A 20,291-nucleotide genomic window follows, 5' to 3' on the forward strand; every position below is an offset into this window, starting at 1 on the left:
TGCCCGTGCCGTTTGTTTTCCTTCTCCACGTGATGTACCGCATGCATCTGCTATCGCCTGCCGGAATCGGGCGGCTGCTAGCGGCCATTCGTCATTGCGGCGTCAACGTAATGGCGCTCCTGCATATCGCGGTGCGTACATACGGCGACTCGGCTGTCGTAACGGATGATCGCGAGACGGCAAGCTACAAGCAGCTGCTGAACCAATCGGAGCGATTTTCCGGCATGCTTAGGCACCGTTATCGTCTTGCGGGCGGCAAGAAAGTCGGACTTATGGGCAGGAATCGGCTGACGTTGGTCAGATCCGTATTTGCCGTGTCGTCCACGGGAGCCGACCTGTACCTGTTGAACGCGGAGATGAGCGCTAGCCAGCTCCGCGCCTTATCGGAAGAGTACGGCTTTGACCTGATCATCCACGATGAAGAACTGACGCATCTGGTTGATTCGCTTCACTGCCCCAAGCTGAAGCTGACGCCCAGCAACGAGCGCGATGAATTCGGCGATGGCGAGCACGCGGAGCAGCCGGCTCGGAAGCCCCGAAGCTCCTCTTCCGGCCGTATCATGCTGTTGACCGGCGGCACGACGGGCAAATCCAAGGGAGTGGCGCATAAGCCTTCGTTGTTTCATTATTTGCCTCCGTTCTCTTCGCTTCTGGCGAGACTCCCTCTGAACGATTGCCGGACCGTCTACATCGCGACGCCGATCTACCATGGGTACGGGATCGCGAATCTGTTGTTGTACATCGCGCTTGGGAAAAAAATCGTCTTATCCGCCCGATTCGAAGCCGCCGAGGCCTGCCGTCTGATCCGCAAGCATCAAGTCGATGCCGTTACCGTCGTCCCTTTGATGATTCACAAAATGCTTCGGCATAACGCGGAGGATCTAAAGTCGCTCGTCTGCATCGCTTCCGGCGGGTCCGAGCTGAATCCGAAGTTAGCCGCAGAGACGATGAGCCGGCTTGGCGACGTCTTGTACAATTTGTACGGGACATCGGAAGGCGGCTTGGCGACGATTGCGACGCCGAGGGACTTGCGGGCTTCGGCAGGCACCATCGGGAGGCGAATCAAAGGTGTTCCCCTTCATGTCCGGAATGCCTCCGGAAGCAGGGCGGAAATAGGCGAAGTCGGCCGGCTTTGCATCCGCGGCAAACGAAACTTCGCTAAGAAGAAAGCGGTCTGGATCGAGACGGGAGACTTGGGATATCGCGATCCGGATGACCTATACCGCTTATGCGGCAGGGTGGACGATATGATCGTGTCCGCGGGCGAGAACGTGTATCCCATCGAGGTCGAACAAGCCATCATTTTACATCCATCCGTAGATGTCGTCGCCGTCATCGGCATTCCGGACGAGCTGTTCGGGCAGAGGTTGATCGCGTACGTACAGCAAGCGCCTCAGGCCGGCATGACCGAAGCTGCCCTTAAAGATTGGCTGCGGGAACGGCTCGCCAGATACCAGCTTCCGAAAGCTGTCATTTTTCTCGACGAGCTTCCGTACACCCCACTGGGCAAACTCGACAAAAAACAGCTTCGAGCAAGATCGTTGCATATGAAATAAAATTTCGAAAAGCGGCAGTTTTGCCGCTTTTTTTGTTATACTTGGGAGGTCGGAGAAGCAATGGCGCTCCTGCGGCAGAGATGAAGAAAAGAAGTGATGATGAAGTGCATGGCCTATCAACTAGAATTCACGAGCGAAGCACGGCCCTCTTAACTAAATATTTCAACGGCAGCTCGATGGATTACAAACAAATTTTCGCGATTATTATTCCGATTTTCGTAGATTCGGCGTTTATCGTGCTTATGGCGATCATGAATACGGCGATGGTCAGCTCCTCGGGTGTCGCCGCCGTCAGCGCGGTGAGCATGGTCGATTCGATTAATATGTTCATCATAAATCTGTTCGTCGCCGTCGCGACGGGCGGAACGGTCATCGTCGCGCAATACAAGGGCAGCGGCAACGAAGAGATGGTGTCGAAAGCGGCTTCGCAAGCCATATCGACCGTCACCGCGTTATCGGTGCTCATTAGCGCGCTCGTTATCGTATTCCACGCATCTGCGCTCGAGCTGCTCTTCGGCAATGCGGATGCGGACGTGCTGCACAACGCGAAGATTTTCCTGATCGGCAGCTGCATCTCGTATCCGTTCATCGCGATCTATCAAGCGGTGACGGGCGCCCTGAGGGGCGTGGCCGAGACCAAAGCCTGCCTGGTCTTATCGTTAATTCTGAACGTCTCGTATTTCTTGCTGAATATCGTGCTGATCAAATGGTTTGATCTCGGTGTCGTCGGTCTGTCGATCTCGCTTATCCTCGCGCGCGTGCTCGGGATGATCGTATCGATCCTTTATTTGGTCAGATACAATCAAACGCTGCGTTTCAAGCTGAAGCATCTGCTGCAGGTGCACGTAGCGCTATTTAAGAAAATCATGTACATCGGCCTGCCGTTCGCGGCGGAGCAAATGTTTTTCAACGGCGGCAAGCTGCTCACCCAAACGTTCATCGTCCAGCTGGGCACGATGGCGATCACCGTCAACGCGATCGGCAATTCGCTTGCGATGCTGTTCCAGATCGGGGGAATGGCGCTCGGCGCCGCCATCGTCACGGTCGTGGGCCAGTCGATCGGGAGGAAAAACGTGGAGGACGCGAGAAAGTTCATTTCGTCGTTCCTTGGATTGTCCAACGTGTTTTTTGTCCTGATCACGATTCTTTTGCTGGCCCTTTTCCCGCTGCTCGTCGGCCTGTACGCGCCGCCGAAAACGATCGTGCCGGACATCTTCGCGCTGATCCTGTTGATCTCGATCACGCAGCCGCTGCTCTGGTCGCTTAGCTTCATCCTGCCGTCCGCGCTGAGGGCAGCAGGCGATTCGAAGTTTACTTCGATCGCTTCGCTGCTTACGATGTGGCTGTTCCGCATCATTCTCGGCTACGTGCTCGGCATTACGCTCGGCTTCGGCCTCATGGGCGTTTGGGTGGCGATGGTCGCGGAATGGGGCGTGCGCGGACTCGTCTTTTATTGGCGTTTCAAGGGCGACAAGTGGTACAAGCACAAACTGATCTAGTTAAGAGACGGATAGGAATCTCACTAAACCTAGTATCGCGAAGCCGAACAGTACCGTTCCGGAGCCAATGCCCGTAATCGCGCTGCGCGCGACTTGAAGCTTGGGAGCAGCGAACACCGCGATGACGGAGACGACCACCAATAGCGCCGCGAGCAGGTATAAGCTCGGATCGTCGAACACGTGCACCAAGCCGATGAAATGAATGCCGACGATAAACGCGATCCACGGAGCGACGTAATCGGAGCGCTTCTTCCGAATGAGGAGAAACGCTCCGGCTCCGGCAAGGAAAAACTCGATGTAGACCGTAATCAGATAATCGCGGAACGAGCCCAAATCGGACAGAGCAGATGCGGATTCCCAATTCGTGATGCTTAAGTAAACCCCGGTTAGGCAAATCAGAAGCGCCAGCGCCGACGCGATGCCGATATAGAGGCGCCACTCTTGCCGAGGCCTTTCCTGAGCCCAACCGAACCAGCTGAAGCTGAACATGCCGAATACCGCTGCGTACATCGCGTAATCGCGAATATATTCCATAGGTTACCTCCTAAACTTTTCATAGGCTCATTCCACTATACCACGGAGCTTGGTGGAAGGATATGGAGAAAACGGGGGGCGTAATCCGCATGGCCAATCTCGCATCGATCAAGCAGCGGGTCCCTGCCAAATTTTTTTTCGTCCAGTTGTCACATCGCGGCAGCCTCGTCCGTCACATTAGCAAATATGCGAAATGGGGATGATGGAGATGCAAAAGTTCGACGTTGCGATCATAGGCGGAGGAGTCGCGGGACTGACGGCGGCCGTTCTTGCCGCGAGAGCGGGCAAAAAGACGATCGTCATCGAGAAGCAGGAGCGTCTGGGCGGCAGGGCCATGACGAACAAGAAGGATGGGACGTATTTCAATCTAGGCGGGCATGCTTTGTACAAAGGGGATGCTTACGACACGTTCCGCGAATTTGGGCTGACTCTGAAAGGGGGAAAGCCTTCGATCGACGCCCATGGGATATGGCAAGGGGAGTTAAGCGTGCTGCCGACCGGGATCGGTTCGCTGCTCGCTTCGCCGCTGTTCACTTGGAAGGGGAAGCTGGAATTCGTCGGATGGCTGGCTAAGTTTCCGAAGCTGGATACGCACGCTTACGACGCGATCAGTCTGAGGGATTGGATCGAAGGCAACATCCAAGACCCGATGGTCCGCCATGTCTTTTATTCGCTGCTGCGAACGGCTAGTTACGTGATGGCGCCGGATCTTCAGGCGGCGGGACCGATCCTCAGGCAGCTTGCAAACGCCTTGAAAGGCGTGTTGTACCTGGACGAAGGCTGGGGGGCGATGATGGATGAGCTGGAGGAAAAAGCTAGGCAATACGGCGTTCAATTCCGAACGAAGCTCAAGGCGGCTGCCGTCGAACATCAGGACGGGGTGGTGAAGGGAGTTTCATTCGAGGACGGAACGCGTATTGAAGCGGATCATGTCATTATTGCCGCAGCTCCGGCAGTCGCTTGCAAGCTTGTTCCTCACGCGGACGGCACCTCGCTTGGCGTCTGGAAGGAACAAGCGATCGAAGTGACGGCGGCTTGTTTGGACGTTGCCTTGCGGAAGCTGACGAAGCCGAAGCAGCAATTCGTGTACGGCATCGACCGGCCGGTGTTCCTGACGAATCAATCCCGCGCTTCCAAGTTAAGCGACAACGGGGCGCAGGTCGTGTGCGTCATCAAGTATCAAGGAGCGGAGACGGATCCGGAGAAGGACTTGCGGGAGCTCGAAAGCACGCTTGATCTCGTTCAGCCGGGCTGGCGGAGCGAACTCGCGTCCAAACAGTTTTTGCCGAAAATTACGGTCTGTCATGATTTCCTTCATGTTCGCGGCCGCGTCAATCCGGGGCCGGACGTCCCCGAGATCAAAGGTCTGTACGTGGCAGGGGATTGGGCGTCGCATGGTGAATTATTGGTAGATGCCGCCACGGCCAGCGCAAGAAGAGCCGTCGAGCATTTGCTTGCAAGCGAGGTCAAGGAAAGGAACTTCGGCCATGGATATAGAGTCACTGTATAACGCGTACAGGAGGGAGCTATTCGCGCTTTCCTATCGGATGCTGGGCAGCGTCATGGACGCGGAGGATATCGTGCAGGAAACGTTTCTGGCCTTCAGCCAATCCGCGAATGCCGATGCGATTAAGAATGAAAGGGCCTATCTGTACAAAATCGCAACGAACCGCTGTTTGGATCTGCTTCGTTCATCCGCGAAGAAACGAGAGCTCTACGTCGGTCCTTGGCTGCCGGAGCCGCTGCTCGGCAATGATCCGGTCGAAGGGGATCCGGCGGAGGCCTACGTGCGGCGGGAATCCATGTCCACGGCATACCTCATGCTGCTGCAGCAGCTGAACGCCGTCGAACGCGCGATCTTCCTGCTGCGCGAGCTCTATCGGTATTCGTACGACGAAATCGCGGACATAGTCGGGAAAAGCAGCGCGAATTGCCGCCAAATTTTCGTGCGGGCGCAGAGGAGCATCCACGACGGCAAGCCCGAGCATCCGCCGGTCCCGGTAGCGGATTCGGTGGTCAAGGCGTTCGTGCAATCCGTCAAGCAAGGCGATACGTCCCGGATGCTGGAGCTCGTCAGCGACAGCGTCGTATTCCTCTCGGACGGCGGAGGCAAGGTGAAAGCGGCGTAAGTTCCGGTCAAAGGGTTCAAACCCGTTATCGGTCTTTTGCAAAATTTGCTCGTCATGTACGACGGGAAGTTCGCGTTCGCATACGAGACGATCAATGGGCTTCCGGGTCTACGGTTCGACTTCGACGATGGGAACCGATATTTGTACTCGTTCGCCTTCCGGGACGGTCGGATCGAGACGATCTATTGCGTCGCGAATCCGGAGAAATTAAGGCATGTATTGACAGCAACTTGAATTTATTCGAAAATAGATTCAATAGGAACTACGGGGAAACACCTCGCAAAGACGACACTGCCAGTGTTTCTTTGTCGGGGTGTTTTTTGTGGACAACGAAAGGAGTTTGAGAAGATGACAGAGAACCGGGGTCAAGGCAAGGGGATTGGCGATGAGAAAAAGTTGACCTATGACGATTATGCTTCGCTTGACGATGGACTTCGATATGAGCTGGTGGACGGCCGATTGGAGCTCATGAGTCCTGGTCCAGCATCCCTTCATCAACTGGTAAGCTCCGAGATGCAGAGAACGATGTTTGATTCGTGCCATTCGAGCTATATCGTACTGAGTGCGCCTATTGATTTGATCTTATCCGAATACGAAGTCCGTCAGCCCGATCTGTTAATGATCCATCGAAGCCGAATGGACATTATTCGCAAAAGAGGAATCGTAGGAGCTCCCGATCTTGTGGTGGAGATCCTGTCTCCTACGACGCTGCGGCGCGATAAACGGGACAAGCTGAAAACCTACGCGCGATTCGGCATAACGGAATATTGGATTGTTGAACCGACCCTTGGAACCTTGGAGCAGCATGTGCTGGACGGGGAACGTTATGAGCTCTACAATACCTACCAGGGGGAGGAGCCGGTAGGCTCCCCTCATGTATCCTGCATTTCTTTCACGATGAAAGCGATTATGGATCATATACCGGAAATAAAAGACTAGTTTAGGCGAGACTTGCTCCGAGTCGTTTCGCCCGTTCCAGCCACTTGGAACGCTGTTCTTTCGTCGAAGGTTTGACCGGCGTGATCTCGGTAACGCGGACCGGACTGATTCCGCAAAATTTCAAGATGTTTTTTTTCATCACGTTATGGCCCGCATGCCGGTAGATCAACCGATTGTACCAGGACGGCGTATCCATCGTCACGATCAGATGCGCGGATTTGCCCGTAAGAAGCTTATCCCATAACGAAGAATTCTCGCGGTACTTGAAGGCGAAGCCGGGCAGGAAGACGCGGTCGAAAAATCCCTTCAGAACGGCGGGCATGGATCCCCACCAGGTTGGATAGACGAAAACCAAGTGATCCGCCCAACGGATCAGCTCCTGCGCTTCCAGCAGCTCCGGCTCCAGCTCCGTTCTTTGGCGGTAACCGAAAGCGAGGTTCGGGTTAAACGTGATCCGGCTGAGATCGATCGTGCGTACTTGGGCTCCGCTGCCCGATGCGCCGGCCGCGTAAGCTTCGGTTAACGCCAAGCAGTAGCTTTTCGGATCCGGATGGCCGTTAATGACAAGGATATTGGATTTGTTCATATTCATATTCCTCCGTATGATGATCGTTTATGTTGTGGCTGAGTTCAGGATACGACAATTCGGCCGGCATGTGGATGATCGATGGCGCAACGGAGGTTGCGAATTCACGCAAGGAAGGAGTGGCGGGTTTGGGCAACCGGGACGTAACGATCACAATGGTTTATCCCATTATGAAAACGATCGTGCAAAAGGGATTTTCCGCGGAAACATTCTGCGCTTACGCATCGTTTGATGCCGGGCTGTTGAAAAACGCGGAGGCGCGCATTCCCGGCGAAGAGCTGGAGCGGTTGATGTTTGCCGCCGCCGCGTTTACAGGCGACGACCATTTTGGCCTCCATCAAGGGGATATAACGGAATACGCGGATTTGGGCATCCTCGGTTACGTGATGATGCATTCCCGCACGGTGGCGGATGCGCTTGCCGCTTACAGGCGTTACAACGACATCCTGTGCAGCGATTTTACGCTCGATTGCGAATTGAGGGACGACGAGCTCTCCATTCGGATGTATCCGCAACAGCCCGGGCATGGGCGGTTGTCGCGGCATTGCTCGGAGGATATGGCGAGCTCCCTATTCAAGCTCATCGGAAAACTGAGCAACCGCGCGATACCGCTCAAGGAAGTGGCTTTCGCGCATAGCTCGTCCGGCGATACGGCACCGTATCTGCCAGTATTCGGTAAAGTGCCGCTGTTCGACGAACGCGATAACGTGCTGCGATTAAGCAGGGAAGTACTGGATTATCCGATTTTGTACTCCGATGCCAGACTGCTCGATATTTTCGAATCGATCGCTCAGCAGGCAAAGGTTAAACTGACGCAGGAGGATGCAGCGGAAGCTCCGTTCCCCGAACGGATTATCGGGTGGATGCGAAGCTGTCTGCCTGCCTACTTCCCTACCGTCCAGCAGACGGCGGAGACGTTCGGCATGAGCGCAAGAACGCTCCAGCACAAGCTGAAGCTCGAAGGCACTTCGTTTAACGATTTGTCGATCCTGATCCGCAAGGAGCTTGCGATGGGGTATTTGAAGAAACGGGATATTTCTGTCGGCGATATCGCATATGCGCTGCATTTCTCGGAACCTAGCGCCTTCCAGAGCGCGTTCAAGAGATGGACGGGGCAAACACCCGGACAATACCGCGAGCATGTTTGGCAAGAACATTCGGGTTGAGCCTTACTGGGCGATGGCAGCGGCCTCGGAAGCGGTGTCGGCCGGTCTCATGAAAGGCGTAACCGACGATCTATTCGCGCAGAACGAGCTTACCACGCGCGCACAAATGGCAACAATTCTGAAGCGCTCGATTGATACGCGAAAGACCGCCAAGTTTGAACTGTGCCCAAATGGTTAGACAACCTCTAACCATTTGAGGGGCAGTTCAGCTCCTTGGCGGTCTTTTTTATTGGCAGCCGCCGAAGGACGGCGGCTGCCGGTTACGCTTGCTGCATCCGAATCAAGTCCATGAAGCGCGAGGCGGCCGCACTTAACGGCTCGTCTTTCCTTGTGCAGACCGCAATGCTGTTCTGAAGCTGAATTCCTTCCACGTATACGCGACTTAACTCTCCCCGTTCGATGGCTTCGCGCACGACGAGCGAAGAGACGAAGTTGGCGCCGTAACCCGCTTTGACCGCCGTAATGGCTTCATGCAAGCCGTCAACGCGAACAGCGATGACCCGAAGGTGATCGGGGTCAGGGCGTTCTACGACATGCTGGCGGCGGAGCCGCGCATCGATGCTACGGCCATTCAGACCGTAGGGGCCAAAGGTTATGACGGATTCGTGCTCGGAATTGTGAACGGAGAAGAAGGTATGATGAACGGAGAAGAAGGCTGAGCTCGGTTGGAGCCAGCCTTCTTTTTTGTTTCCCGCGGATTAATTGCCGTAAGGGTCTATCGTTTGGATCGTGCCGTCTTCATTGTATTTCAGCTCGGTATATTTGACGCTTCGTTTGTTGTCCGCGCCTCCGGACAAGGAGCTGTCGTGGTAGAACAAATACCACTTCTCCTTGAATTGCACGATGGAGTGATGAGTCGTCCAGCCGATCACCGGGGTTAGAATTTTGCCTTTGTACACGTAAGGCCCTTCGGGTTTATCGCTCATCGCGTATACGATATAGTGAGTGGAACCCGTTGAATACGAGAGGTAATAGTTGCCGTTATGTTTGTGCACCCAGGGGCCTTCAAAATACCTTCTGTCCTCGTCGCTGGCAGCAATCGGACTGCCTTCTTCGTCCACGATGGAAATCTCTTTCGGCGGCTCCGCGAAGGTGAGCATATCGTCGCTTAGCTTGGCCACGCGCGGTCCAAGGGCAGGCGCCGACGGGTCCGGTCCTTCGGCATCGGGCAGGAACTCGCCCGTCTGCCACTTCTCCAGCTGTCCGCCCCATAATCCTCCGAAATACATGTAAGCGTTGTTATCGTCGTCAACCAAAACGGCGGGGTCGATGCTGAAGCTTCCCGGAATGTAGTCCGGCTCCGGGGTGAAAGGACCGGCAGGGGAGGCGCTTGTCGCGACGCCGATGCGGAATACGTCGTTTTGGTCGCGCGCCGGGAAAAACAAGTAATACGTTTCGTTTTTGTAGGCTGCGTCAGGCGCCCAGAGCTGCTGCTTGGCCCAAGGGATATCGCGCAAGTGAAGCGCTTCCCCATGATCGACGCAAGGCGCGTCCGTATCTTCCAGCGACAATACGTGGTAATCTTCCATATCGTATTGGTCGCCGTTATCGTTGGATTGCTTTTCGTGATCGAGGTCATGCGAAGGGTAAATGTAGATTTTGCCTTCGAATACGTGGGCGGAAGGGTCTGCCGTATAGATGTGAGTCACCAATGGTTCGTTCGGTTTTGCCATATTAGTTCCTCCTAAGGTGGGTTATTCCCTCTATCATAACAAATAAGGAGGAGCAAGAAACCCTTAGAAACTATGGGTTTTGGTATAAAAATTATAGGTGTTGGAGCGTTTTGAGCCTATATTCACTAGGTGTTGTTGATGCAGCGAAGAACTAGCCTGAGAATTGTTGTATTTCATACAGCAATTCTCAGGCTTAAATAGTTCCATAAAGGGATTCCTGCAAATGTGCAGGATATTCCTTAGTTTTGAAGACGACTCGCTAATAATGGGCTGAATTGCTGCATGAACTGCAGGATTACTCGTTTATTCATTGAAAACAAGTCGAAATTCCTGTATGTTCTGCAACATTTTAACCGAAGGTTCAGCAGATACAGCTCAGTAAGTCTACCGGCTTTCCCCTTTTACAATAAACGCAAAGCGGCAGGGTTCATTTCGTAACGAACGACATACTTTCCTTCACCTCCGGATATAGGAGTGAATAGCCCCCTCTCGGATAACGAATGCAGTATTTTCACCGCGGTTCGATGGTTGATGTCGAGATGTTTTTCCACATCGATAGGCCGTAACGGACGAGCGAGTATGCAGGCCAGCCGGACGATTTCCCGGTCGGTCACCTTTTTCATCGTAATCGGCGACGATTCCTTTACGTATCGTCCCAGGATCATGCGCAGCAAAGTGATACACAATTCCGGACGTTGCGAAACATCGTCATAGGCGAACGAGATGACTCGATAACCCATGGCGGATAAAAAGGTTTCTCGATTAAGCTCGTTGCAGTATTTCTGCCGATCCATATCCTTGACATGGGGACCGAATCCTTTGATTTCGAAAATAAACGTTTCCACCGGCGTCGAATAGGCAAAATCACAAAAGTAAGACAACCCCCGCCAATCCAATACCTCGAACTCGGGATGCAAGTCGTCGAAATTCCCGAAAACGGGCCACCAAACATTGCGGCAAAACAATTTTTCGGCTTCTCGATGCCCCCGTTCTAACCGACCTTTTCTTTCTCCAGATCGTTTCTTGATGTGGTTACTCACAAATGCAAGATGCGCGTCCTCAAAACTCATCATCTATCGCCCTTTCCAAAAAAATAGAACGCCCAATGGCCACCCGCTCACCGAGGGATGGATTGGACGTTCTTCGTCTGTTGCCTCCATTATACTTCGGCAGCCTTATTAATGCCAACGCCGATCTCCGCATATATATGAAGCAACGAAAAGGGCAAAGGATGGAGCGGGGAATGGACATAAACGTATTGCGGGACGGGATCCGCCAGCTGGCGCACGAAGTGATGGGGCGGCAGACTGCCGACGGGTCGTGGCGATTGTGCATGGATACCGGAGTGACGACCGATTGTTACTTTATTATATTGTTAACCGCGATGAGAAGAAGGGATGGGGCTTTCATCCATCCGTTAGCCGGGCGCATCGCGTCCATGCAGCAGCCGAACGGGGCATGGAAGCTTTATCCCGACGAGGAAGGAAGTTTGGAAGCGACGGCCGAAGCTTGTTACGCGCTCCTTTGTTCCGGTTATTACAAGCCATCGGACATGAAGATTCGGCAAGCCAAACAGTTTATCCAATCCAAAGGCGGATTGTCCGAAGCAAAAAGCTTGCTGACGCAAGTCGTCTTCGCGGCAACCGGCCAGGCCGAGTGGCCAAAGCAGCTTCGATTGCCGCTGGAGCTCTTTTTCTCCAAGCTTGGACTGGATCTCTATTCGTTATCCGGGCATGCCCGCGTCCATCTGATCCCGACGCTCGTTATGTCCAATCAGCTGTTCTCCGTGCGGAACGAATGGATCCCGGATATGTCCGACCTTTTTGTCGGAGGGGCTAGAACTTTCACGAACGATAACACTTGGATATCGGCGCTGAACGTTTTTTTGTCCGCTTTGCCTTTGGATAGCATACCCGCAATCGGTTCGCCGAACGCGCTTGAGGAAGCGAAAGTTTTTATGCTGGAGAGACTGGAGCCGAACGGTACGCTGCTGACGTACTCCACTTCGACCATTCTGATGGCTTTCGCCCTCATGGCGCTGAATGAACCCGAAACGTCCCCGTTGATGGACCAACTGCTGCAAGGCATCTGGTCGCTTCGATGCCGGGATCGAGCCCATATTCAGACGGCATCGTCGGAAATTTGGGATACGGCCATGATCAGTTATGCCTTAAGGGAATCGGGACTGCCAGCTTCCGAGACGTCAACGGCGCTGGAGAATGCGGCATTGTATTTAGCATCCAGGCAGCAAAACCGAATCGGGGATTGGAGCAGAAGAAGTCCCCATACCGAACCGGGAGGCTGGGGATTCTCGGACGTTAACACCTTATACCCCGACGTTGACGACAGCGTAGCCGCGCTGCGCGCCATTCGGCCTTATTTGAACAGGCTCGCAGGTGGACGCGCCAATTGGCAGCGGGGATTGAATTGGGTGCTCGCGCTGCGCAACGACGACGGGGGATGGCCGGCTTTCGAACGAAAGGGGAGCGCGGTGACGGATCTATTCTTCGCGTTCGAAGGCAAGTCGGATATCGCATCGGACCCGTCAACGATAGATTTGACGAGCAGGGTTCTTGGGTTTCTAGGCAAGGAGCTTGCGATGACGATCGGACACCGATGGGTGGACGACTCGGTGAAGTGGGTGTTGTCGCGGCAAGAACGGGACGGCAGCTGGTACGGCCGATGGGGGATCGCCTACCTTCACGGAACGGGCATGGCCGTGCAAGGTATGTTGTCCGTAGGGCTCGCGAGCGATCATCCGGCGGTCATGAAGGCGGTTGACTGGCTGCTCGGCATTCAACAAGCTGATGGCGGTTGGGGCGAATCCTGCATGAGTGATGAAGTGAAGCGGTACGTGCCTTTGTCCGCAAGCACGCCCTCCCAAACGGCTTGGGCAATGGACGCCCTAATCGCGGCAAACGGCCAAGCGACGCCGGAGATGGAACGAGGAGCCGAAGCGCTTCTGCGATCGGTGCAGAAGCGGGATTGGACTTATTCGTATCCGACGGGAGCGATGCTTCCCGGCAGCCTGTATGCCCATTATCCAAGCAACAACTACATTTGGCCGTTGCTTACTTTATCCGCTTATGCGAAAAAATACGGCGCTCAAGCTTAAACGGCTGTCGCCGTCCTCCGCGTTCAAAAACAAATCGCCCTCCTGCTGCGAGTGCTTCGAGGCAGGAGGGCGATTCGATGAGAGCATCTTTCAGGCAAAAAATCCTCCGTCTTTACTTCGCCGTAACGCCGCCGTCGACCGGCAGCTCGACGCCAGTGATGTAAGAAGCATCGTCCGAAGCCAGGAACAGCACGGCACGCGCCACTTCCGAAGCCTCCCCGACTCTAGGCAGAGCCGTCTGGGACAGGAACCACTGCAGCATCTGCGGATCGTTCACGAACTGGCTGCTCATCGGGGTCGAGATAAACCCCGGATGCACGGAGTTCACGCGGATATGGTGCTGGCCGTAGTCGACCGCCGCGGCTTTGCTTAACATCCGGACCGCGCCCTTGGAGGCTGTGTAGGCGCCGGCTCCGCTGCCGCCAGTCAATCCCGCGATGGAAGAGATATTAATGATCGAACCGCCGCCGTTTTCGATCATGTTCGGCACGACGTATTTCATGCCGAGGAACACGCTTGTCACGTTAATGGCCATCACTTTGTTCCATTGCTCTACGGTCGTGTCCAGCAACCCCGCAGGCATCGAAATGCCCGCGTTGTTCACGAGCACGTCCACCTTGCCGTAACGTTTCGCCGTCTCCGACACGACCTCCGCCCATTGCTCCTCGGAAGCGACGTCATGCCTCATCGCGAAAGCTTCTCCGCCTTCCTCGCGAATGGTTGCCGCCACCGCCCGAACGGCCTCTTCGTTAATGTCGGTCAGCACGACGCTTGCGCCTTCCCGTGCCAGCAAACGGGCTTCCTCCAGTCCCATGCCGCTTCCCGCTCCCGTTACGATTGCCGTTTTGCCGCTTAATCTAGTCATAGGATAGCCTCCCCAAGGTGAATGAATAGTTTGTTTGTGAAAATGATAGTAATAACTATCACTATCATAATTAATTATATCACTAGCTTCGAATTTGTTCAATCTCGCCCCGACGGCGATGACGCGCCTTGTGATGCGGACGGACGATGGGTATAATTTGGTCATAATGGAGAGAAGGAGAACCGTATGAAACCGCAGGAACGTTACAAGCAAGAGAGAACCGACATCAAACAGCAGCGTCATGACAACATCGTAAAAGCGGCCGAGGCGGTTATTTTCCGCAAGGGAATCGAAGGCGCCACGATGAACGATATCGCCGCCGAAGCGAACGTCGGCGTGGCGACCGTATTCCGATACTTCCCGTCGAAGGAGAAGCTTGTGCTGGAGTTGTCGGCAGGCATAATGGAGGAAACGCGCAAAGCGTTCGAGTCCATAGCCGCAAGCCAGACCGACTGTCTGGGCAAGGTCGAGATGCTTTTCGATTATTTTATAACCATGCTAGAGACTAATCGCAGTCCCTTCGTTAAATTTCTTGAGGAAATGCATCTCAGCATGGCCCATGGCGGGGAAAAAGAAGAGGAGACGTACCGTGACGGACTCGCGGATCGCAAAATCTTCGCCGTATTCGTTTCGATTATTGAGGAAGGAACGAAAGACGGATCGCTTCGAGGGGACTTGCCGATCCAGGACGTGTTAATTACGCTGGTGAACGCGTTCGGTCAATTCGCCAGTAAGCTGGCCTTTCACAAAAACGTGCTGATGCTGCCGTCGGACGTGGAGCCGGAACGCCAGCTATCGCTCGTCAAAGAGATGATGCTGGACTACATCCGGCCGAGATAGCGAATAGACAAGGAAAAGACGCTTTCCTTCCCCGCGGCGTGCGGAGACGAAAGCGCCTTTTTTGACCACATCAGAAAGTTTAAGTTCTTTAAAGCGATAAAGCGTAAAGGAGATCTTTCTGATTGGCGATAAAAACTTCCCTATGCTTACGAAGCTGCTTTGCTTTGCAAAGCTGTAGGTCGCACATCTTCGAATTACTCCGTTAGGAGTTTTTCTCATAAAATCGCTACTGAAAATATTCTAAGGTACGATATTGCCTGCGGCTTTGTAGATGCCGTACCATTCTTCGCGCGTCATCGGAATGTCGGAGCCTTGGCAGGAATCCTTCAGGCGGCCAACGTTCGTGGTGCCGAGCACGACTTGGATGTTCGCCGGATGTCTCGTAATCCAAGCGACGGCGATTGCCGTATTCGTCACGCCGTATTTGTCCGCCAGCGTGTCGATCAGGGCGTTGAGTTCCGGGTATTCTTCGAGGTCGCCCAGGAATGGGCCGTTGAAGAAACCTTTCTGGAACGGGGACCATGCTTGTACCGTGATATCGTGCAAGCGGCTGTAATCCAGGATGCCGCCATCGCGATTCACGGATTGGTCGACGTTCATGTTCAGCGCGATGCCGGAATCGATCAGCTTCGTATGCGTGATGCTGTACTGGAGCTGATTGACGACGAGCGGCTGCTTCACGTATTTTTTGAGCAGCTCGATTTGCATCGGAGTATGGTTGGATACGCCGAAGTGGCGCACTTTGCCGCTTGTCTGCAGCTGATCGAACGCCTCTGCGACTTCTTCGGGCTCCACAAGCGCATCCGGGCGATGCAGCAGCAGGATGTCCAAGTAATCCGTGTTCAGTCTATTAAGGATGCCGTCGACGGATGCAAGGATATGCTCCTTGGAGAAGTCGAAGTATCCTTTCCGAATGCCGCATTTGCTCTGAATGATCATCTTCTCGCGCAAGCTCGCGTTCATGCCGATCGCTTGGGAGAAATGCGTCTCGCATTCGCCTCCGCCGTAAATATCCGCATGGTCGAAGAAGTTGATGTTCTCCTCCATGGCGGTTCTAATCAACGTTTCCGTCTCCTGCAAGGTCAGCTGCATAATGCGCATGCAGCCCAGGATGAGGTTGGAAACCTGCAAATCCGTTTTGGCTATCGGAATGTATTTCATGACGTAGCGGCTCCTTTCGGTTCTTATTCATCTACAAGATAAACGATAGAGTGGACTCTAGGTCAACTGTTTGGCCAAAAGAAATTGACAATCGGCGATCGTTGGCGTAACCTCTAAGCACTTAAACACTTTTTGAACAACCTCTTTATATGTAAAAGAAAGCAGGCATGCGGAAATGACGTATACGATCTCGCAGGTGGCGGAGAGAACCAAGTTATCCATCCATACCATTCGCTATTATGACAAAGAAGGACTTCTGCCTTTCATCGACCGCAGGAACGGGACAAGGGTATTTCATGAGCAGGATATCGATTGGATCGATCTGATCTGCTGCTTGAAGAATACGGGAATGCCGATCAAGGACATTCGAACCTTTATCGAGCATTGCACGGACAACGATGCCGTTCTCGACAAAGGCCTTCAAATTCTCGTCAACCATAAGCGGCACGTCGAAGAGCAGCTGGAGGACATCAAGTGCAGCTTGGAGACGATCGAATACAAGATCAACCATCTTCCGCAGATGTACCGGGAGAAGTTCGCGAAGGAGCCGACGTTACCTTAACCGTATAACGGAAACGAACTAAACAATCCAATTATATGATAAAATGGTACTGAAATCTATTTAAAGAAGGTAGGGATATCATGTCCGCGTTCAAGGATTTATGGATTAATCTTCCTGTGAAGGACCTTGGCCGTTCCAAGGCGTTTTTCGCCAAGCTCGGCTTTGTCTTCCATCCCCGGCACGAAGGCCGCGACGATGCGGCGGCGCTAGTCGTCGGGGAACAGAAAGTGATCGTGATGCTGGTCCCCGAATCGACGTTCCAATCGTATACCGGCAACGAAATATCCGATACGTCCAGAGGAAATGAGGTATTGGTGTCGCTCGGCGTGAACAGCAAGGAAGAAGTGGACGAAATTTTGCGCAATGCGGTAGAAGCGGGCGGGAGCGTCCATGGAAAACCCAATGACCAGGGCTGGTTATACGGCGCCAACTTCATCGATCTCGACGGCCATCGTTGGAACTTGCTCTACATGGATATGAGCAAAGCTCCCGCTGAATTTTAGGTTAATCGGATGGATGGCGGAAGGGCGGGAATGACATGACGAATGTCACGCCGCCCTCCTGCCCGTTGCTTGCGGCGATACGCCCGCGGCACCGTTCCACGATCGCGCGCGATATCGCGAGGCCTAACCCGGTTTCCCCGTTGCTGCCTTTCGCGAACCGTTGGAACAGCCGAGGGAGCAGCTCGTCCGGGATACCGTCGCCGTCGTCCGTTACTTCAAGCTTGATGCCTTGTTCGTTAGCGCTGGCGCGCAGCCGGATCGTCGTTCTGGCGTGACGCGTCGCGTTTCCCGCGATGTTCAACAAAGCTTGAAGCAGCTTCTCACGATCGGCCCTGATCACCATTTCGCTGTCGGTAATCAAGATATCGAGGCGCAATCCTCTTTTGACCAGCATCGGCTTTACTCTCTCCGCCGTCTCCCGGATCAACTCCCCTACAGGAACGTCTTCCATTCGGAAAATGCCTTCTTCGCTTTCGAGTTTGGCCAGAAGGATCATTTCCGTCACGATTTTTTTTAACCGCTCGCATTCGTTTGCGATGACATCTAGTCCTTTATCCGCCCGCTCGCCGGTAAAAATGCCGTCTTTAATGCCTTCCGCGTACCCTTGAATCGACATCAAAGGCGTCTTCAATTCATGCGAAGCGTTCTGGAAAAATTGTTTCTGCGCGTCTTGAAATCGCTGCAGCTCCCCGGCCAGCACGTAGACGCTTCGCGCCACTTCCCCGATTTCGCCTTTAGTTTCCACCACTTTAACTTCCGAGAACCGACGGTTTTCAACCTTCTTCAGTTCCGTTCTAAGCTTGCCGAGCGGCGTCACGAGCCGTTTGGTGATATACATGCTCATGAGGAAGGTTAAGAGGCCGCCGATCAACAAGATGACCAACATCCGTTGGAACAAGTCAAATTGCAACGTTCGCACTTCGCTTAGGGGCGTCGCCATAATGGTCGTTATGCCTTGCATGACTTCGGAGTTTTGGTCGAGCAGAGGGGGCGATAAAGTTTCCACGATATATTTATCGTCCGCGCCTTGCCAGAACCCATCGGCTGCGCTTTGCTGCTTCAGTTGATCGACTAGCGCTGCGGCTTGTTCATCGCTCATGGTGCTGTAAACGACTTTTTTGCTTGGCGTGATGAGAATCGCTTCCATTTTGCCCGTTAAGATTGCGTCTTTCGGCCAATTTCCGACCGGTATCGATGGCGTTAGCTTTTCGGCCGGAATGGTGGGAACTGTAAGTTGCATCAGCTTGCTGCCCTGCTCCCGCATTTCCTTCCGCTCGCCATCCACGAGCGTGTCCAGCAACAGGGGATAGATGAGAGCGGCCGTTATCGCCAATATGCAAAGCAGCAATAATCCGATAGACAAATTTAGCCGATAGATGAGTTTCATTATTAAGACCTACTTTCCTTCCTCCCTCAGTCTATAACCGTGTCCCCATACGGTCTCGACGGGAAGCTCGTTTATTTTCCTGCGAAGCCGCTTGACCAGATCGTCGATGGCCCGGTCGCTCCCGTAATAATCCTCTCCCCATACCAAAGTGAGGAGCTCTTCCCGAGAGAAAGCGCGATTCGGATGTTCCGCGAACGTTTGCAGCAGCTTAAACTCTTTTAGCGTCATCTCGATCTCCAGCCCCTGCCAGAATACCCGCCTTTCTTCGAGCGAAAGCTTCAGGTCGCCGATCTCCATAGCCGCCCCTTGTTTGGGAGCCGATTGGCGAATGGAGCCGATGCGATGGAACAGCCGGTTCACGCGCGCGACTAATTCCCTCGGGCTGAATGGTTTGGTTAAATAATCGTCGCTGCCAAGCTCCAGGCCGAGCACTTTATCGACTTCCTCGTCCCGCGCCGAGATCATAATGATAGGAACCTCCGCTTCCTTGCGGATATTGCGGCAAAAGTCGAAGCCGCTCATGCCGGGCAGCATGATATCGAGCACCCACATATCCGGCGGATCGTTCCTCCACAGCTCCCATGCTTCCTCCGCCGAAGATAGCAGAATCGTCCGGTAGCCTTCTTTCTCCAAATAAGCTTCAACGATTTCGCGTATTTGATGATCGTCGTCCACGACGGCGATTTGGTAGGATTTCATGTCAATGGGCCTCCAAATTCCAAACTCCAATCTCTAAACAACCACCATTGTATCAAAAAAGCGATCGCGCTTGGCCGATTCCACACTTTTTACACAGTTATCCCAAAGCTTTGCCGGATATGACTTGTACACTAATACCTGTGGAAACGGTGAATCCGATCCGCTGCGCGCTAACCGAATAAACATGCATTGGAGGATTACATGATGAAGATTCAGCGCCTGGCGCGGAAGGAAATGCTTGTCGCCTTTTGTTTTCTTGCCCCGAGCCTGGCCGGTTTCGCCGTTTTTTATCTCGTTCCGTTCGGTCAGAGCATGCTGTATTCTTTGCGGGATCGACTTGGCGGTTCGTCTCTTACGCTCGCGAACTACAGGGAGTTGCTGATGAGCTCTTCCTTCCAGAAGGCGGCATCCAATACGTTCTGGTTCATGATGACCAGCGTTCCGGTTTTGGTTGCATCGTCCTTGGCGCTTGCTTTGCTCCTGAATGAACGCGTATGGTTCCGCCGCTGGCTTCGAACGGCTTACGTGCTTCCCCTGGTCGTACCCGTTGCGTCGATCGTATTGGTTTGGCAAGTGTTGTTCGATTGGAATGGCGCATTGAACATGCTGCTCGAACGTTTCGGTCAAAGCAGGATCGATTGGATGAAATCGGATTGGGCCGGCTTTGTTATCGTTCTTATTTACGTTTGGAAAAACATTGGGTATAACATCGTGCTGTTTCTGGCCGGGCTCCAGAATATTCCGGATCAATATTACGAGATTGCCGATCTCGAAGGGGCTGGTCCTATGCGCAAACTGGTCGGGATCACGTTGACTTATTTGACGCCGACGACTTTCCTGGTCGTTCTGATGTCCGTACTGAACTCGTTCAAAGTTTTTCGGGAGACTTATCTGGTTGCCGGCGCTTATCCGCATGACCGTATCTATATGATGCAGCATTACATGAACAATATGTTCCTATCGCTTGACATTCAGAAGCTGTCTGCGTCGGCCGTCCTTATGGCGATCGGCATCCTGACGCTCATTGCGGTTCTGTTCCGCGCCGAACGATTGTTCAGGTCGTTTATGGAGTAATCG

Annotated in this window: 24 protein-coding genes; 15 read left to right on the forward strand and 9 right to left on the reverse strand. The window is 53.7% G+C overall.

The window, feature by feature from the left end; genetic code table 11:
• Window positions 1-5: 5 nt before the first annotated feature.
• Entirely contained in the window at window positions 6-1,556 is a 1,551-nt protein-coding gene (locus tag RB620_RS14290) for an AMP-binding protein (RefSeq protein WP_308095338.1), read from the forward strand.
• 80 nt (window positions 1,557-1,636) lie between these two features.
• Complete coding sequence (locus RB620_RS14295; protein WP_308095340.1) at window positions 1,637-3,055, forward strand: MATE family efflux transporter; 1,419 nt, start codon at window positions 1,637-1,639, stop codon at window positions 3,053-3,055.
• Here the strand turns inward: RB620_RS14295 and RB620_RS14300 are convergent, their stop codons facing one another.
• Window positions 3,056-3,589: a hypothetical protein gene (locus RB620_RS14300; protein ID WP_308095341.1), complete on the reverse strand. Its 534-nt coding sequence runs from the start codon at window positions 3,587-3,589 to the stop codon at window positions 3,056-3,058.
• 62 nt (window positions 3,590-3,651) lie between these two features.
• Here RB620_RS14300 and RB620_RS14305 point away from each other — a divergent pair, with 62 nt between their 5' ends.
• The 5 genes from RB620_RS14305 (at window position 3,652) to RB620_RS14325 (ending at window position 6,657) form a co-directional block, all read left to right on the forward strand.
• A complete protein-coding gene (locus RB620_RS14305; RefSeq protein ID WP_308095343.1) occupies window positions 3,652-3,792 on the forward strand; it encodes a hypothetical protein in 141 nt (46 codons plus the stop codon).
• Window positions 3,793-3,797: 5 nt separating this feature from the next.
• A complete protein-coding gene (locus RB620_RS14310) occupies window positions 3,798-5,099 on the forward strand; it encodes a phytoene desaturase family protein (protein ID WP_308095344.1) in 1,302 nt (433 codons plus the stop codon).
• Window positions 5,077-5,718, forward strand: coding sequence for a sigma-70 family RNA polymerase sigma factor (locus tag RB620_RS14315; protein ID WP_308095346.1), 642 nt, complete (start codon window positions 5,077-5,079; stop codon window positions 5,716-5,718). Before RB620_RS14310 ends, RB620_RS14315 begins: the two co-directional genes overlap by 23 nt.
• Before the next feature lie 54 nt (window positions 5,719-5,772).
• A complete protein-coding gene (locus RB620_RS14320) occupies window positions 5,773-5,952 on the forward strand; it encodes a hypothetical protein (RefSeq protein ID WP_308095348.1) in 180 nt (59 codons plus the stop codon).
• A 114-nt stretch (window positions 5,953-6,066) separates the two neighbouring features.
• Window positions 6,067-6,657, forward strand: a complete 591-nt coding sequence (locus RB620_RS14325) for a Uma2 family endonuclease (RefSeq protein WP_308095349.1) — start codon at window positions 6,067-6,069, stop codon at window positions 6,655-6,657.
• Window position 6,658: 1 nt separating this feature from the next.
• On the opposite strand, the gene RB620_RS14330 is transcribed toward RB620_RS14325, so the two are convergent.
• Entirely contained in the window at window positions 6,659-7,243 is a 585-nt protein-coding gene (locus RB620_RS14330; protein ID WP_308095351.1) for an NAD(P)H-dependent oxidoreductase, read from the reverse strand.
• 29 nt (window positions 7,244-7,272) lie between these two features.
• Here RB620_RS14330 and RB620_RS14335 point away from each other — a divergent pair, with 29 nt between their 5' ends.
• Both RB620_RS14335 and RB620_RS30355 read left to right on the forward strand, forming a co-directional pair.
• A complete protein-coding gene (locus RB620_RS14335; protein WP_308095352.1) occupies window positions 7,273-8,409 on the forward strand; it encodes an AraC family transcriptional regulator in 1,137 nt (378 codons plus the stop codon).
• A gap of 13 nt (window positions 8,410-8,422) precedes the next feature.
• Window positions 8,423-8,587 (forward strand): S-layer homology domain-containing protein, encoded by a 165-nt coding sequence (locus RB620_RS30355; protein ID WP_374121409.1) that lies wholly within the window; start codon window positions 8,423-8,425, stop codon window positions 8,585-8,587.
• An 82-nt stretch (window positions 8,588-8,669) separates the two neighbouring features.
• Here the strand turns inward: RB620_RS30355 and RB620_RS14340 are convergent, their stop codons facing one another.
• Window positions 8,670-8,969, reverse strand: coding sequence for a LysR substrate-binding domain-containing protein (locus tag RB620_RS14340; protein ID WP_308095436.1), 300 nt, complete (start codon window positions 8,967-8,969; stop codon window positions 8,670-8,672).
• Between RB620_RS14340 and RB620_RS14345 the strand changes: the two genes are divergently transcribed.
• Complete coding sequence (locus tag RB620_RS14345; RefSeq protein WP_308095354.1) at window positions 8,880-9,068, forward strand: hypothetical protein; 189 nt, start codon at window positions 8,880-8,882, stop codon at window positions 9,066-9,068. The two genes, RB620_RS14340 and RB620_RS14345, sit on opposite strands and share 90 nt — an antisense overlap.
• A gap of 39 nt (window positions 9,069-9,107) precedes the next feature.
• Here the strand turns inward: RB620_RS14345 and RB620_RS14350 are convergent, their stop codons facing one another.
• Both RB620_RS14350 and RB620_RS14355 read right to left on the reverse strand, forming a co-directional pair.
• Window positions 9,108-10,082, reverse strand: a complete 975-nt coding sequence (locus RB620_RS14350) for a glycoside hydrolase family 43 protein (RefSeq protein ID WP_308095355.1) — start codon at window positions 10,080-10,082, stop codon at window positions 9,108-9,110.
• A 401-nt stretch (window positions 10,083-10,483) separates the two neighbouring features.
• The gene (locus RB620_RS14355) at window positions 10,484-10,963 is read right to left on the reverse strand and encodes a hypothetical protein (protein WP_308095357.1); all 480 of its coding nucleotides are present in this window, start codon (window positions 10,961-10,963) and stop codon (window positions 10,484-10,486) included.
• Between the two features lie 362 nt (window positions 10,964-11,325).
• On the opposite strand from RB620_RS14355, the gene RB620_RS14360 reads away from it, so the two are divergent.
• A complete protein-coding gene (locus RB620_RS14360) occupies window positions 11,326-13,197 on the forward strand; it encodes a prenyltransferase/squalene oxidase repeat-containing protein (protein WP_308095359.1) in 1,872 nt (623 codons plus the stop codon).
• 112 nt (window positions 13,198-13,309) lie between these two features.
• On the opposite strand, the gene RB620_RS14365 is transcribed toward RB620_RS14360, so the two are convergent.
• On the reverse strand, window positions 13,310-14,062 hold the full coding sequence (locus tag RB620_RS14365) for an SDR family NAD(P)-dependent oxidoreductase (RefSeq protein WP_308095360.1): 753 nt from the start codon (window positions 14,060-14,062) through the stop codon (window positions 13,310-13,312).
• A gap of 186 nt (window positions 14,063-14,248) precedes the next feature.
• On the opposite strand from RB620_RS14365, the gene RB620_RS14370 reads away from it, so the two are divergent.
• A complete protein-coding gene (locus tag RB620_RS14370; protein WP_308095362.1) occupies window positions 14,249-14,902 on the forward strand; it encodes a TetR/AcrR family transcriptional regulator in 654 nt (217 codons plus the stop codon).
• A 240-nt stretch (window positions 14,903-15,142) separates the two neighbouring features.
• On the opposite strand, the gene RB620_RS14375 is transcribed toward RB620_RS14370, so the two are convergent.
• Window positions 15,143-16,063, reverse strand: coding sequence for an aldo/keto reductase (locus RB620_RS14375; RefSeq protein ID WP_308095363.1), 921 nt, complete (start codon window positions 16,061-16,063; stop codon window positions 15,143-15,145).
• A gap of 175 nt (window positions 16,064-16,238) precedes the next feature.
• On the opposite strand from RB620_RS14375, the gene RB620_RS14380 reads away from it, so the two are divergent.
• Both RB620_RS14380 and RB620_RS14385 read left to right on the forward strand, forming a co-directional pair.
• The gene (locus RB620_RS14380) at window positions 16,239-16,625 is read left to right on the forward strand and encodes a MerR family transcriptional regulator (RefSeq protein WP_308095365.1); all 387 of its coding nucleotides are present in this window, start codon (window positions 16,239-16,241) and stop codon (window positions 16,623-16,625) included.
• A gap of 80 nt (window positions 16,626-16,705) precedes the next feature.
• The gene (locus tag RB620_RS14385; protein WP_308095367.1) at window positions 16,706-17,128 is read left to right on the forward strand and encodes a VOC family protein; all 423 of its coding nucleotides are present in this window, start codon (window positions 16,706-16,708) and stop codon (window positions 17,126-17,128) included.
• A 1-nt stretch (window position 17,129) separates the two neighbouring features.
• Here RB620_RS14385 and RB620_RS14390 read toward each other — a convergent pair whose 3' ends face one another.
• Both RB620_RS14390 and RB620_RS14395 read right to left on the reverse strand, forming a co-directional pair.
• A complete protein-coding gene (locus RB620_RS14390; protein WP_308095368.1) occupies window positions 17,130-18,515 on the reverse strand; it encodes a sensor histidine kinase in 1,386 nt (461 codons plus the stop codon).
• A 9-nt stretch (window positions 18,516-18,524) separates the two neighbouring features.
• Window positions 18,525-19,214: a response regulator transcription factor gene (locus RB620_RS14395; RefSeq protein ID WP_308095369.1), complete on the reverse strand. Its 690-nt coding sequence runs from the start codon at window positions 19,212-19,214 to the stop codon at window positions 18,525-18,527.
• A 204-nt stretch (window positions 19,215-19,418) separates the two neighbouring features.
• Here RB620_RS14395 and RB620_RS14400 point away from each other — a divergent pair, with 204 nt between their 5' ends.
• Window positions 19,419-20,288 (forward strand): carbohydrate ABC transporter permease, encoded by an 870-nt coding sequence (locus RB620_RS14400; RefSeq protein WP_308095370.1) that lies wholly within the window; start codon window positions 19,419-19,421, stop codon window positions 20,286-20,288.
• Window positions 20,289-20,291: the final 3 nt, after the last annotated feature.

Source organism: Paenibacillus sp. LHD-117 (assembly GCF_030929555.1).
Classification (GTDB): Bacteria; Bacillota; Bacilli; order Paenibacillales; family Paenibacillaceae; genus Pristimantibacillus.